The sequence below is a fragment of the Deferrisoma sp. genome, assembly GCF_054681715.1.
In genome coordinates, this window is record NZ_BAAHFQ010000013.1 from 1 (window position 1) to 13,637 (window position 13,637).

Here is a 13,637-nt window from a genome sequence, read left to right on the forward strand (position 1 = left end):
CGGCGAAGGAGCTGCTCAACAAGGTGATCTCGGTCATGCACAAGATCCAAAAACTCCCTGCCCGGGTTCGCCTGTACTACTTGCACCCGGCGATCCAATACGCGGCGGCCTAGCGCGCCTATTTAGCCGCCGGGTTAATAGGAGGCTATGAGGCTGGGAGGCTGGGAGGCACGGGTGTGCGTCCGCGCGTCCCAGCGTCCGCACGGTTCCTCACATCCCCAATCCCCCGATCATCTCCACGAAGCTCTCGAGCCGGGTGCGGGTGCGGGCGTCCACCGGGATCGGCCGGTCGCCCTCGAGGGTCAGAACCGGCACCCCGAGCTCCTTACGGAGGATCACGTCCTCCATCTGCCGGAAGCAAAACGACTGGACGTAGTGGACGATGCCCTGGATCCCCCGGCGGGCGATCTCGGCGCGGATGTCTTCGAGACGGCCGAACACGTCGTACGGATAGGTGTAGCGCAGGTAGGCCTCGACGAGATCCGTCCCGGGGTAGGGGAGGGCGAACTGGCGCTGGGTCTCGTTGAACACGACCCCGGCGCCGAAGGAGTCCAGGAGTTCGTAGAGTCCGTCCACGATGGGCGGCACCCCGATGTACCCCAGCCGGACCTCCGGCGGCCGGGGAGGGCGGGCCCGGGCCTCGGCCAGGAACGCCTCCACCCGAGCCGCGTACGCCTCGGGGTCGCCCTCGAAGTCGCTCATGCCCACCAGGAGCCGGTGGTTCTCCTCCCCGGTGACCCGGTGCTCCTCCCAGGTCAACCGATCGAGCTCGATGCCCAGGACCCGCACCCGGTCGAGCCGGCGCTTCTGGGCCTCGGCCTCCTCCCGGCTGGTGCCGAGCCGGCGGCACAGGCGGTCGATCTGCTCCGAGAGGGCCCCCGGGTCCCGGTCGAACGGGAACGCGAAGGGGATGGTCTCGATCCCCTCGTACTTCCAGATCTCCACCAGCGCCTGGGTGTTGGAGCAGTCCCCCGACATCACTCCGATCACGGCATCGACGCCGAGCCGCTTTGCCGCCGCGTACAACCCCTTGATCCAGGAGCAGGTGCTCGTGGGGAATCCGGCCGCCTCGGCCTCGTCGAGGAACCGGCTCCGGTCCGGGTGGGTGATGAAGGCGTTGTTGAGGTCCACGGGCTGGTGGCCGGCGGCGTAGATCGCCTCCACCGGCACCGTGGTCGTGATCCCGATGCGTCCCACGGCGGGCTAGTCCTCGCGGATAAAGAGGTAGTAGATCAGGAACGCTCCCACGGCCACGGCGCCCGCCGCGAACAGGAAGAGCTGCCGGTTGGGGCCGCCCTGGCCGGCGGTGGCGTACCGGCCGAGGAACGCGACCCCCACGCCCCCGGCCAGCACCGCAAACGTCACGCGCCACTTCATAAACAGCGAAACCAGCATGAGCACCCCGATCGCCGCCAGCCCGTACGGGTGGGTCAGGGCCGCGAGGATCTTCTCGTTGGAGACGTGCTCGAGCAGGGTCTGCCAGTCGACGCCGTTCCAGAGTTCCGCCAGGCGGTCGAACACGGGCCACCTCCGGGCGCGGGTTTGGTTCCATGAAACGCGGAAGTCTAGCAAAACCCCCCGCCCGGGTCACGGGGTAGAGGCGCGGCAGCCTTCCGACTCCCCACCGGCGCCTGCGCCCCCGGTTCTGGCCTCTGCCGCGGTGTCTCGGGTATCCTTACCGACTTCGTGACCGCTCTTTTTTTCCGTAGCTGAGGAGTTCGACCCATGCCCATGTCCCCTGACTTCCAGGCGCGGCTTTCCGCCGTGCTGCCCCAGGTGGCCGAGCGGTTCGGCACCCCGTTCCATATCTACGACGAGATCGGCATCCGCCGCACCGGCGAGGCCCTGAAGCGCGCCTTCTCCGGTGTGGCCTCGTTCCGGGAGTACTACGCCGTCAAGGCCCTGCCGAACCCGGCGATCCTCCGGATCATGGCCGACCTGGGGTTCGGGTTCGACTGCAGCTCCATCCCCGAGATCGAGCTGGCCCGGCGGGTGGGGGCCCGGGGGGACGACATCCTGTTCACCTCGAACAACACCACGGTGGAGGAGATGGAGGCCTGCCTGGCCGTGGGGGGCATCCTGAACCTCGACGACATCACCCTGGTGCCCAAGGTGCCCCGGATGCCCGATCTCATCTGCTTCCGGTACAACCCGGGCCCCAAGCGCACGGGGAACGCCATCATCGGCAATCCCGTGGAGGCCAAGTACGGCGTGGCCGACCACCAGATCGTGGAGGCCTACCGCCTGGCGCGGGAGCGCGGGGCCACCCGGTTCGGGCTCCACACCATGATCTGCTCCAACGAGCGCAACGCCGACTACTTCGTCGAAACCGTGCGGATGCTGCTGGATGTGGTAGAACGGGTGCAGGACGCCCTGGGCATCCGGTTCGAGTTCGTGAACATGGGCGGTGGGCTCGGGATCCCGTACCGGCCCGAGGACGAGCCGTTGGATCTCGACCGCATGGGCCGGGAGATCGCGGGGCTTCTGGCGGAGTTCGGAAAAACTCACGGGTACGTGCCCAAGCTCCTCATGGAGAGCGGCCGGTACATGACCGGACCCCACGGGGTGCTCGTGACCCGGTGCATCAACCACAAGCACATCTACCGGGAGTACGTGGGGGTGGACGCCTGCATGTCGGCGCTGATGCGGCCTGCGATCTACGGCGCGTACCACCACATCACCGTGCACGGGAAAGAGGATGCGCCGGCGGACACCGTGGTGGACGTGGTGGGGGCCCTGTGCGAGAACAACGACAAGTTCGCGATCCAGCGCCCCCTGCCGCGGATCGACGAGGGGGACCTCGTGGTCATCCACGACACCGGCGCCCACGGCCACGCCATGGGGTTCAACTACAACGGCCGGCTCCGGCCCCAGGAGCTCCTGCTCCGGGCCGACGGCGCGGTGGAGCGGATCCGCCGGGCCGAAACCCCGGCCGACTACTTCGCCACCCTGGAGTTCGAGCCGGCCGTGTGGAGGGGGTAGGGAACTGGGACGGCTATGGGGGCGGGAGGGGACGGAAAGTCCTTAAGAATTGCGGCCAGAAGGCCGCTCCCCCGGGTTGGGATGCGAGGCGGCGCTAGAACCACGAGGGATTGTAGCGTCCTGGCCTCCCGGCGTCCCAGCGGACGTACGGGAACCACCACGTGCGGATCCTGTGACCCGGCCGCGGGGCCGGGAAAGGAGGCGAAGCCATGAGCCGCAAGGAGTTTTTGTTCGGTGTGGGGCTGGGGGCCGTGGGGGCGCTTCTCCTGGCGAACCTGGTGCGGCCCGAGGCGCCCGTGGCCTACACCCTGCCGGAGCCGGCCGGGCCGGCGGTGTCCATCTCGGCCTCGGGGGATGCGGCCTGGGCCCTGGTGGGGAACCGGGTGTACTACCTGAGCCTCAAGAGCCGAAGCGAGGTCAAGGACCGGATCATCTACCTCATCGACGACGAGGAGCTGAAATGAGCCGGATCGCGGCGGCGCTTGTGGCCCTCCTTCTGGCCTCGGCCGCCCCGGCCCAGGAGGACCTTCCCGCGGCGGTGCGCGTAGGCGACCGGCTGCCGCCGCTTTCCGGGGTGGATCTCGCCGGGAACCCGGTGACCCTCAAGGAAATCACCGGCCCGGGCGCCGTGGTGCTCTCCTTCTGGTCGGTCCACTGCCGCGACTGCGTGCGGGAGCTCGACGACCTCAGGGCCATCCGGCGGGAGTTCCCGGCCGAGGACCTCACCGTGGTGGCCGTGAACACCGATTCGGGACTCCCCCTCGAGCGGATCGCCGGGTTCGTGCGGCGCTACGAGGCCGCCCGGGGCGAGCTCGGGGTGGCCCACCTGGTGGACCGGGACGCCGCCATCCTCCAGGGCCTCGGCATCCGGTTCATCCCGCTCCTCGTGGTGACCGACCCCAGCGGCCGGGTCACGGCCGTGGTGAGCGGGTACCGGGAGGGGGATCGGGAGCGGCTTTCCCGGGCGTTGGAGGAGGGCACCGTGGCCCTCGGGGCCTGGGGCGAGGGGCTCCGGGGGCGGCTCGTGACGCTCCTTCGCTCCCGGGGGCCGGCCGGCGAGGTGGAGTGGGGGAGCTTCCGGGTCGAGGCCGAGTTGCCGCGGTTCGGCCTCCACGACGCCACGGGCTGGATCGCCGACGCCGCCGGCCGCAGGGACCGGGAGGCCGAGACCCGGCGGGTGGAGGCCGTGGTGGCCGATCGGCTCAAGGTGGCCCTGGCCCGCGACGCCCTGGCGAGCGTGGGGGTGCGGCTTCCGTCCCCCGAGGATCCCGGCCGCCCCGGCGAGGGCCTGCGGGTGCCCGAAAGTCCGCTCGCCGGCGACGGCCGGTGGGCCCGGCTCTACGCGGCCCTGGGGTTCGACGGGCTCTACCGGGAGGAAGCCCGCCAGGGGGTGTGGACGGGCGACGTGTACCGGGCGGGGCTCGTGGGCGACGTGGACCTGGGCCGGCTCCGGGCCCGGCTCCGGGAGCTCGGGTTCCCCGAGGCGCCCCGGAGCATCCGGCTCGAGGTGGTGAGCGACTTCGACTTCAAGGCCCGGGCGGTGCTGGAGGAGCTCCGCCGCACCTCCTACCGGCTCCAGCAGGTGCGGGGCGAGGACCTGGTGTACTACGGCACGGCCGACCAGCTCGCCGCCGAGATCCAGGCCCTGGCCCTGGGGCTTCGGCTCTTCGCCGAGCCCCTGGCCGAGGACCGGGTGCGGGTGGAGGTGTTCTAGCGGCTAGGCGGCTGGGCGGCTAGCGCGGCTGGCGCGGCTGGCGCGGCTGGCGACTGGGGACTGGGGACTGGGCGGAACCGTATCGGGTGGCTTTGAGTGATACAAATACGCTTGGAAAACAAATCGTTAGGCGTGATTGGATGCGAAACCACTTGATGGATGATTGGCCGGGCGCCTCGGGGTCCCAGGGCCCCGGTACGCCAGCAGGGGGGGCCGGGGGCCGCCTTGCCGCCGCGCCGCCTCGCCGCCTGGCCGACAAGGAGGCGCGCCTCAGGGACCTCCTGCGCGAGATGGGCGGGGTGGTGATCGGGTTTTCGGGGGGTGTGGACTCGAGCTACCTCTTCGCCGCGGCCGTCGAGGTGCTGGGCGAGCGGGCCCTGGGGGTCACGGCCGTTTCCGAGACCTACCTGGAGCGGGAGCGCCGCGAGGCCGAGGCCCTGGCCCGCCGCCTCGGGGGCCGGCACCGGTTCATCGTGAGCGAGGAGCTCGACCTGCCGGCCTTTGTCCGAAACCCCCCCGACCGGTGCTACCACTGCAAGCGGGAGCTCTTCGGAAAGCTCCTCGAGGTGGCGGCCGAGGAGGGGCTTCCCTGGGTGGCCGACGGCACCAACGCCGACGACCGCTCCGACCACCGGCCGGGCCGGCGGGCCGCCCGGGAGCTCGGAGTGCGAAGCCCCCTGGACGAGGCCGGGCTCACCAAGGCCGACATCCGCTCGCTGTCCCGGGCCCGGGGCCTCCCCACCTGGGACAAGCCGGCCATGGCCTGTCTCTCCTCCCGGTTCCCCTACGGCACCCCCATCACCCGCGAGGCCGTGGCCCGGGTCGGCCGGGCCGAGGAGGGGCTGCGGGCCCTGGGGCTCCGGGTGCTCCGGGTGCGCCACCACGGCGACGTGGCCCGCCTCGAGGTGGGGCCCGACGAGTTCGCCCGGGTCGCCGGGGAGCTCCGGGAGGCGGTCGTCCGGCTCGTCAAGGCGGCCGGGTACGCCTACGTAGCCCTGGACCTCCAGGGCTACCGGACCGGGGCCATGAACGAGGTGCTGCGGCCGGAGGAGCGGGAGGTGGAACCGTGACCCGGGAGGCCCTGCGCCGGCTCCTCGAGGCCCTGCGGGCCGGCGAGACCTCGGTGGACGAGGCGCTCGATCGGCTTTCGGCGCTTCCCTTCGAGGACCTGGGGTTCGCCAAGGTGGACCACCACCGGGCCCTCCGAAAGGGCCTGCCCGAGGTGATCTACGGCGCCGGAAAAACCCCCGACCAGGTGGCCGGGATCTTCGAGCGGCTGGCCGAGCGGTCGGCCACCGTGCTCTGCACCCGGGCCTCGAAAGCCGCGGCCGAGGCCGTGCGCCAGCGGTTCCCCGAGGCCCGGTACGACCGGCTGGCCCGCATGATCCTGCTGGAACGGGAGAAGCCCCGGCCCGTGGGCCTCGTGGCCGTGGCCGCCGCCGGCACCTCGGACCTCCCGGTGGCCGAGGAGGCCGCGCTCACCCTGGAGGCCTTCGGGAGCCGGGTCGAGCGGCTCTACGACGTGGGCGTGGCCGGGCTCCACCGGCTCCTGGCCCACGGCGAGGTGCTCCGGAAGGCCCGGTGTGTGGTGGCCGTGGCCGGCATGGAGGGCGCCCTGCCCTCCGTCATCGGCGGGCTCGTGGCCGTGCCCGTGATCGCCGTGCCCACGAGCGTGGGCTACGGGGCGAGCTTCGGCGGCATCGCCGCGCTTCTGGCCATGCTCAACTCCTGCGCGTCGGGGGTGACCGTGGTCAACATCGACAACGGCTTCGGCGCCGGCTACCAGGCCCACCTGATCAACCGCCTTGCCGAAGGGGAGGCGGGGGGAGAGGGGCCAAGGGGGGCCCCGAAGGGAAGCTGCTGCCACAGGAGTGGGTAATCCATTTCCCATTCCGGCCCGGCTCCGGGGGAGGGAAAATGTTTTCCCCGCCCGACCGCCTGGCCTCATGGCCGCGCGATCGGGCCCCCACGGCCGAATATCCGCACGTCCGGGCGCCCCCGGCACCCCAGTTGCATGAACCCCGACCGCCACCGGGGGGCGCCGTGCCGGATGCCACGGCACCGCACCGGCGCCCCTGGTGAGCCCAATCTTGCCCGAATTCCCCCCGCGCCACGGGGGCCCCTCGATATCGATCGGAACCCATGATTCGAACAACCTCCGTCCTCGCGGCCCTCCTCCTCGTTCTGACGCTCGGCCTCGGGGCCTGCGGCAAGGGCCCGGCCGAGAAGGCCGCCATGCACCGGCAGCGGGCCGACGCCTACCTGTCCGAGGGCAAGGTGCGCGAGGCCAGCATCGAGTACCAGGCCGCCCTCCAGGAACTCCCCAACGACCCTGACAGCCTCTACGGCCTCGCCCGGTGTTTGGATGTGCTGGGACGCCCGGGCGAGTACCGAAAGACGCTGGCACGGGTTCTCGATGCGAATGCGGGTCACATTGGGGCAAACCTGGATCTAGCGGAACTCTTGCTTTCGGCCGGAAACTACGAGGAGGCCCTCGAACGGGCGGAAACGGCTTTGAAAGCCGCTCCCCTAAGCGCCAGAGGACTCCGATTCAAGGCCGAGGCACTGAGCGGGTCGGGGCGGGTGGAGGACGCCGTTCGGGCGTGGCTTGCCGCGACCGACTCCCCCGAGGCGGACGAAGATACCTTCCGGGCCGCGGCGGCCTACCTGGCGTGGCGGGAAGGAGCGGCCGCAGGGTTGGAGGTGTGCCGGGAGGGGCTGCGCCGATATCCCGACTCCCCGAAGCTTCTCGAGACGTTGGTATCGCTTCTCGTCGAAAGCGGGAAAACGGAGGAGGCGAAAGAACTGCTTGACGCCGAACGCTCCAAGTCACCCGAAGCGGTCTGGGTGGACCGCGTGTGGGCCCAACTCCTGGAGCGGTCGGGCAAGCCGGCGGATGCGGCGTCGTATCTCGAACAAAGGCGTTCAGCGAGAGCTCCGAGCAGCGAGGCGTGGAGGGAGCTCACCGTCGCGTTGGCGCGCGTGCTCCTGCGGACCGGCGAGTTGGACCGAGCAGGTTCGGTATTGAACGACGCGCTGAAGGTGAAACCGGGCGACCCGAGGCTAAGCGCAATCCTTGCCGATGTTCTCATCACCACCGGTCGGCCCGACGAGGCGCGGAAGTATCTGGAGGCGGCGGCAAAGCTAGAGGCCGGAGGCCGTACGGCCCTTTTGCTCGAAGCCAAGATGCACCTGGTTTCCGGGCGCCACCGGTGGGCGGCGGACGCCCTGCAAAAACTGATAGCACGGGGCGACATGACCGTCGAGACCCACTACCTTTTCGCGAAGGCCCTGGCCGGCCAGCGCCGTTGGGCCGCCGCGAGAGCCGAGTTCGAGCGGGTGCTCCAAAGGGTCCCGAGCCACCCGTTTGCCCGGTTCGATTATGCCGAGTTGCTCCTGGATGCAGGAGCCCCGGAAGCGGCCGACAAGGTTCTGGGGGTGCTTCCGGAAAGGCTGCTCACCCTGCCGCGGGTCCGGTTCCTGCGGACGGAGATCTTCCTTGCCGCGGGGGAACTTGAGGCCGCGGCGCGCGAACTGAGGGAACTGGACCAGGCGTTGCCCCAGAACGACCGGGTGGCGAAACTGCAGGGGGACTTGGAGCGTGCAAAGGGTCGAGCGCGCAGAGCGCTCGAGTGGTACCGGGAGGCCCGAAGCCGAAACCCGGAGGGCTGGGAGCCTCTCCTCGCCCAGCTTGCGGTGATGAAGGAACTGGGCTCGCCGCTGCGAGAACGTATCAGGGAGGTAGAGGACTACCTGCGGCTCCAGGGAGAGGTCCCCATCGTTTTGAACTATCTCGCCACCCTGTACTACGAAGAGGGGAAACTCGAAGAGGCGGCCTCGAAGATCGACCGAAGCCTTTTCCTGGAGCCCAACTACTGGTCTACCCGGTACATGAAGGCGAAGATCATTGCCGCGCAGGGAGATCTTGCGAAAGCTTCGGTCGAGTTTCGGGAAGCGATCAACCTGAATCCGTATCAACCCCACGCGTATAACGATCTGGCGGCCCTTTTGCTCCGGCAGGGCCGGGTGGAAGAGGCGGAAGCGGTGTACCGGGAGTTTTTGGACCGGGTGCCGGGAGAGCCCTACACGGCCAACAACCTGGCGAACCTCTATCTAACCCTTGGACGCACCGAGGAAGCGCTGGCCTTGGCCAGACTCGCGGTGGCCGGAGCCCCGGGAGATCCTCGGGTGGCCGATACCCTGGGCTGGGCGTTGGAAACCGCGGGACTGCACGAGGAGGCAGAGCCGGTCTTGCGGTTCGCGGCGGCCAAAGCCCCAGAGGATCCCGAGGTGCTTCTCCATAGGGCGCAGAATCTGGTGTCCCTGGGCCGCCGGGACGAGGCGCGCTCCGTCTTGAACCGGCTGAAGCCCCTGCCGGGTGCCGAGGCTCTGGAGGCAAAGGTTGAGGCCTTGCGGGAGAGAATGGAGGGGAACGGGGGCGGAGGGGGGTGAAAAGGTTTTCCACTTTTGGGTAACGGACCGCGGACCGTGTCCGGGCCTGGAAGAAGCCCGCGGTTGGCGGGGGCAGTCAGAACATGTTGAAAATACACACGATTCTGTTCGTCTTCGTGTGGTGTGGTCATGACGGGGTATTGGCACAGAAAGTGCATATTAAACGCGCCGAGATAACTTCAACGGGTGATCGCAGGGCACGCTGCTCACGAATGTGGCCCTCTAGGGAGAGAGGTTAGACATGAGAACACCATTACGTTTCGCCTGGACCGTGGCACTGGTGGGCGCCGTGTTCGCTGGTTTCTCGAGTGCCCACGCCGGCGTCGTGACCTTTGAGATGGACACCGTCTTTTCGGGCAAACCTTCGCCAGGGGGAACGCCCCCGTGGTTGACGGCCACAGTGGAAGACATCGCAGCCAACCAGGTGCGCATCACCATGAGCGCCCACGATTTGGTGGGGGATGAAGATGCCACGCGGTGGTACTTCAACCTTGACGAAGGGCTCCAGTTGGACCCCAGCAACTTCTCCTTTGCGAGAGCGGCCTCGGATCCGGGTACCGTCGGGAATGTGGACATCGGAGTGGGCACGAATACGACTAAAGCAGACGGCTCCGGAGGTTTTTACGATCTCACGTTTGATCTTCCCCCTCCGGGGAATCGGCTGTCGGCCGGGGAGCTTCTCGTGTACGACATCACGTACTCGGGGGCGGGTACGTTTGGGGCGGATTCGTTCAAGTTCCTGAGCAGTGACGGTTTTGGTGGAACCACCCAGTATTACTCCGCTGTCAAGATTCAAAGTTTGGCGGGGGGCGAGAGCACCTGGGTCGGTGCCACGGATGTTGGCGGGGGGGGTGGCGGCGGGCCGGGGGGGGTGGTTCCCGAGCCCGGCACCATGGTGCTCCTGGGCACCGGGCTTCTCGGGATCGCCGGGGTGACCCGGCGGCGGGGGAAGAAGGGGAAGAACGAGGAGGAACCCGCGTCCTGATCGAGACGGGGGCGAGCGGGGGAACGATCGAAGCGAGGGGCGCTTTCCGCCTTGGGAAGCGCCCCTCGCTTCGTTTGGCTTCGGCACGGCATCTCCCCTGGACCCCTGGGGGGCCTTAGACGCAGCATGGTGACGCCCGTGTCAGGCCGCGCCCCCCTGTCCTACGAGTCTTCCAAGGCGCGATCCGGGCCGGGGGTCCGCGTATCGGAGACCAGCTTCCGGAAGGCGGGATTCGGGAGGGGCCGAAGGGCTGTAGGTCGCGCGGGGCGCCGAGCGGCCAAACGATTCACGATTTACGACTTCACAATTCACCGCAGTTGAGCCGCCTCGCCGCCGAGCCGCCACGACGTCCGGCGGGGAGGCGCATGGCAGTTTGGATTTGCGCCTCGGCGGTCAGGTTCACGGAGGAACGCGTAGCATGACGGAAACCCCGAAGGCCCTCAACCGGCCGCCGGAGGCCCCCTCTCCAGCCCCCGAGCCGACCTCGCCGTGATCCGAATCCTTTGGGAGCGAATCCGACCGAGCCGCCGAGGGCTCCAGCCCGAGGCGGGGTGCCTGCGCTGCGGCATCTGCTGCGACCTCTACGGCCATCGGTTGCGGGCCACCGACGGGGACCTCGAACGCTGGAACCGGGAGGGGCGGGCCGATCTGCTGGCCCGGATGGGGCCGGACCAGGAGATCTGGTACGACCCGGCCACGGGGGAACGCCTGGACGACTGCCCGTTTCTGGTGCGCACCGGCCCCGAGGAGGCCCGCTGCCGCATCCATGACACCAAGCCCGAGGTCTGCCGGCGCTACCCCACCCGGGCCCACCGGGGCCGGTGCGTGCGAGGGCGGGTGGTGTCGGAGGGGGACGGGTAAGACGGCGGCCGCGGCGCGGCGGAGCAAAAAATCGCCGGAGCACGGGAAAGGAGGGAAACCGTGCCCCGGCCAAGAGGGGTTCGCGTCGGGTTGGGTCAACCTCGATCCGACGCTTTGTCTTTCTTTTCGTCCGCGTGAGGCATCGACTTTAGGCGGTTGCGAAATTTTTTTCGGCCGGCGGCCGGACCGGCGTTTGCATAAATCCCCACTTGGGGCGGGGTTCGCCCACGGCGCCACCGGAGGGCGGGCCGGGGGCCCGCTGCGGCTTCCCCGAGGGGAATCAACGGGTTTCGCGCGCTTGACCCCCGCCGCGGGGCGGTACTACAGTGCGCCGACCGCCCGGTTGGAGCGGTTTCGAAAAGCGAGGCAAAATCGCCACATGAATGCCGCGTCGCTTCCCAACCTTGGGAAAATTCTTTCTCCGGCCCAGTGGGAGCGGTTCGCCCGGTCCTTTGCCGAGGCCGCCGGAGTCCGAATGGCCCTGGTGTGCGTTCCCGGCGGGGTGGTGGCCGGGGACCTGCGGGAGTTGGGGCTGCCCGAGGTGCCGGGGCAGGATCCCAAGGGGTGGCCGGGGTTCCTCCGGAAGATCGTGAAGCAGGCCCTCGGCGGGGACGACACGATCCTGTTCCGGGACCCGTCGGGCCGGTTGGTGTTTGCCGGGCCGGTGGCCGGCGCGTCCGACCTGCCGCAGATCGTCCTTTTGGGCGCCGGGGACGCGGGGGCCGAGGTGGAACCCCGGAAGCTCCAGGCCTGGGGCACGCTGGTCCGGCTGTGCCTCGGGGCGCTGGTGCGCGGGCATGCCGAGCGCCGCCGGGCCGACCGCGACCGAACCCGGGCCGTGACGCTGTTCGACCTGCTGCCCGACCTCCTGCAGGCGGGAAGCGCCATCGAGGTCTGGGGGCTTGCCCTTTCGACCCTGAGCGTGCTCTTCGAGGTGGAAAACGCCGCGGTGCTCGTGCGCGAGGGCGGGGCAGGCCGGTTCCGGGTGCAGACCGCGTCGGGGCCGCTGGAAAAGGCGCTCCTTTCGTGGTCGCTCTCGACGGAGCTCCCCCCCGTGGCCGACCTGGAGAAGCACCGCCGGCCGGTGCGGGTGGACGACCCCCACGAGCTCTCCCGCCTGGGGCTGCCCGAGAGCGTGGAGCGGATTTCGCTCTTCCCCGTGGGCACCGGCGACCGCGTGGACCTGGTGCTGGCCGTGGTGAACCGGGAGCTCGACGCGGACGAGAGCGCCCTGCTGCGGGGGTTCGGGGTGCAGCTCGGGGTGGTGCTGGAAAACCGGAGGCTCCAGGAGGACGCCCGTCGCCGCCACGAGCAGGTGGCGGCCGTGCGAAGCCTGTCGCAGCGGTTCCTGGGCAGCCTCGACCCCGAGGAGCTTTTCCGGGTCATCCTCGACGAGGCCCGAAAGCTCACCGGGGCCCGCAAAGGGAGCCTCATGGTGCCCGAGGCCGGAAACGGGGCCCTGCGGGTGCGGGCGGCCGTGGGCATGGCCGAGAAGGTGGCCGAGCGGCTGCGGCTCCGGGCCGGGGAGGGGATCGCCGGCAGGGTGTTCGCCACCGGCGAGCCCATCATCGTCCACGACATCGAGCTCGACCCGCGGTTCCGCCGGAAGAACCGGCCCCGGTTCGACACCCGAAGCTTCCTGTGCCTGCCGATCCGGAAGAACGGCCACACGGTGGGGGTGCTGAACCTCTCGGACAAGGCCACGGGAGAGCCCTTCGAGCCCCAGGACCTGGACGTGCTGGAAACCGTGCTGGCCCAGGCCACGTTGGCCATCGAGCGGTCCACCTACTGGGCGCAATCGAAAGAGCTCCGGAGGCTCTCGATCACCGACGGCCTCACGGGGCTCCTGAACCGCCGGTACTTCCAGGAGCGGCTGGCCCAGGAGCTGGACCGGGCGTCGCGCCACAGCCATCCCCTGAGCCTCATCCTGATCGACATCGACCACTTCAAACACTACAACGACACCAACGGCCACCCGGCCGGCGACAAGGCCCTGGTGCTCCTGGGGCGGATCCTCCGGGCCAGCGTGCGGGCCATCGACGTGGTGAGCCGGTTCGGGGGCGAGGAGTTCGCGATCATCCTGCCCGAGACCCGAAAGCGCGAGGCCGTGGAGATCGGAGAGCGGATCCGCAAGGAGGTGGAGGCGTTCTACTTTCCCGGCGAGGAGCGCCAGCCCGGGGGGAAGCTCACCATCTCGATGGGGGTGGCCGCGTTCCCCGAGGACGCCCGGGACCTGAGGGGGCTCATCCAGCGGGCCGACCGGGCCCTCTATCTCGCCAAGGCCCGGGGCCGAAACCGCATCGAGGCCCACGCCACGGCCCCCGCCGCCCCGGCCCCGGCCGAGGACGACGCCGCGCCGTCCGAGTCCCAGCAGGCCGGGTGGACCCGGGTGTTGTAAAGGCTGGGAGGCTGGAAGGCTGGGAAGCTGGAACGCTGAACCCTTGGGGACTTCGGGGGCCGCCGGTTGCCTTCCTGGGGCGCGCCGGTTGCTCTGCGGCCTCTTCCCCGTGCCCCTTTGGCGCCATCCCGTTTGTCCCGCTCCGATACCCCCTTTTGGCTCCCTCCCACACCCCCCGGAAGCCCTCCACCGCACCGCGCCCCTGGAATCGCACGCCGGATCCCGGTAGCCTTACTAAATTCGGT

The 13,637-nt window shown here is 69.5% G+C and carries 11 protein-coding genes; 9 read left to right on the forward strand and 2 right to left on the reverse strand.

Annotation, left to right across the window (positions count from 1 at the left end):
- Positions 1-210 precede the first annotated feature (210 nt).
- Together ACY0I8_RS03565 and ACY0I8_RS03570 are read right to left on the reverse strand one after the other, a co-directional pair.
- Positions 211-1,197 carry a 2-hydroxyacyl-CoA dehydratase family protein gene (locus tag ACY0I8_RS03565; protein ID WP_459941562.1) on the reverse strand — a complete coding sequence of 329 codons (987 nt, stop codon included), beginning with the start codon at positions 1,195-1,197 and terminating at the stop codon, positions 211-213.
- 6 nt (positions 1,198-1,203) lie between these two features.
- Complete coding sequence (locus ACY0I8_RS03570; protein ID WP_459941563.1) at positions 1,204-1,521, reverse strand: hypothetical protein; 318 nt, start codon at positions 1,519-1,521, stop codon at positions 1,204-1,206.
- A 204-nt stretch (positions 1,522-1,725) separates the two neighbouring features.
- Between ACY0I8_RS03570 and ACY0I8_RS03575 the strand changes: the two genes are divergently transcribed.
- From ACY0I8_RS03575 to ACY0I8_RS03615, 9 genes are all read left to right on the forward strand, one after another.
- Positions 1,726-2,982, forward strand: a complete 1,257-nt coding sequence (locus tag ACY0I8_RS03575) for a diaminopimelate decarboxylase (RefSeq protein WP_459941564.1) — start codon at positions 1,726-1,728, stop codon at positions 2,980-2,982.
- Positions 2,983-3,191: 209 nt separating this feature from the next.
- Positions 3,192-3,446, forward strand: a complete 255-nt coding sequence (locus ACY0I8_RS03580; protein ID WP_459941565.1) for a hypothetical protein — start codon at positions 3,192-3,194, stop codon at positions 3,444-3,446.
- Entirely contained in the window at positions 3,443-4,696 is a 1,254-nt protein-coding gene (locus ACY0I8_RS03585) for a peroxiredoxin family protein (RefSeq protein WP_459941566.1), read from the forward strand. Before ACY0I8_RS03580 ends, ACY0I8_RS03585 begins: the two co-directional genes overlap by 4 nt.
- A gap of 155 nt (positions 4,697-4,851) precedes the next feature.
- Positions 4,852-5,766 carry an ATP-dependent sacrificial sulfur transferase LarE gene (gene larE, locus ACY0I8_RS03590; RefSeq protein WP_461393620.1) on the forward strand — a complete coding sequence of 305 codons (915 nt, stop codon included), beginning with the start codon at positions 4,852-4,854 and terminating at the stop codon, positions 5,764-5,766.
- A complete protein-coding gene (gene larB, locus ACY0I8_RS03595) occupies positions 5,763-6,575 on the forward strand; it encodes an AIR carboxylase family protein (RefSeq protein ID WP_459941568.1) in 813 nt (270 codons plus the stop codon). Before larE ends, larB begins: the two co-directional genes overlap by 4 nt.
- A 356-nt stretch (positions 6,576-6,931) precedes the next feature.
- Positions 6,932-9,148, forward strand: coding sequence for a tetratricopeptide repeat protein (locus tag ACY0I8_RS03600; RefSeq protein WP_459941598.1), 2,217 nt, complete (start codon positions 6,932-6,934; stop codon positions 9,146-9,148).
- A gap of 241 nt (positions 9,149-9,389) precedes the next feature.
- The gene (locus ACY0I8_RS03605; protein ID WP_461393621.1) at positions 9,390-10,133 is read left to right on the forward strand and encodes a PEP-CTERM sorting domain-containing protein; all 744 of its coding nucleotides are present in this window, start codon (positions 9,390-9,392) and stop codon (positions 10,131-10,133) included.
- A 489-nt stretch (positions 10,134-10,622) separates the two neighbouring features.
- Positions 10,623-10,994 (forward strand): YkgJ family cysteine cluster protein, encoded by a 372-nt coding sequence (locus ACY0I8_RS03610; RefSeq protein ID WP_459941570.1) that lies wholly within the window; start codon positions 10,623-10,625, stop codon positions 10,992-10,994.
- Positions 10,995-11,469: 475 nt separating this feature from the next.
- The gene (locus ACY0I8_RS03615) at positions 11,470-13,392 is read left to right on the forward strand and encodes a GGDEF domain-containing protein (protein WP_461393622.1); all 1,923 of its coding nucleotides are present in this window, start codon (positions 11,470-11,472) and stop codon (positions 13,390-13,392) included.
- Positions 13,393-13,637 lie beyond the last annotated feature (245 nt).

Coding starts and splice junctions, on each gene's coding strand:
- ACY0I8_RS03575 (WP_459941564.1), top strand. CDS start 1,726: ATGCCCATGTCCCCTGACTTCCAGGCGCGGCTTTCCGCCGTGCTGCCC.
- ACY0I8_RS03580 (WP_459941565.1), top strand. CDS start 3,192: ATGAGCCGCAAGGAGTTTTTGTTCGGTGTGGGGCTGGGGGCCGTGGGG.
- ACY0I8_RS03585 (WP_459941566.1), top strand. CDS start 3,443: ATGAGCCGGATCGCGGCGGCGCTTGTGGCCCTCCTTCTGGCCTCGGCC.
- larE (WP_461393620.1), top strand. CDS start 4,852: ATGGATGATTGGCCGGGCGCCTCGGGGTCCCAGGGCCCCGGTACGCCA.
- ACY0I8_RS03600 (WP_459941598.1), top strand. CDS start 6,932: ATGCACCGGCAGCGGGCCGACGCCTACCTGTCCGAGGGCAAGGTGCGC.
- ACY0I8_RS03605 (WP_461393621.1), top strand. CDS start 9,390: ATGAGAACACCATTACGTTTCGCCTGGACCGTGGCACTGGTGGGCGCC.
- ACY0I8_RS03615 (WP_461393622.1), top strand. CDS start 11,470: ATGGCCCTGGTGTGCGTTCCCGGCGGGGTGGTGGCCGGGGACCTGCGG.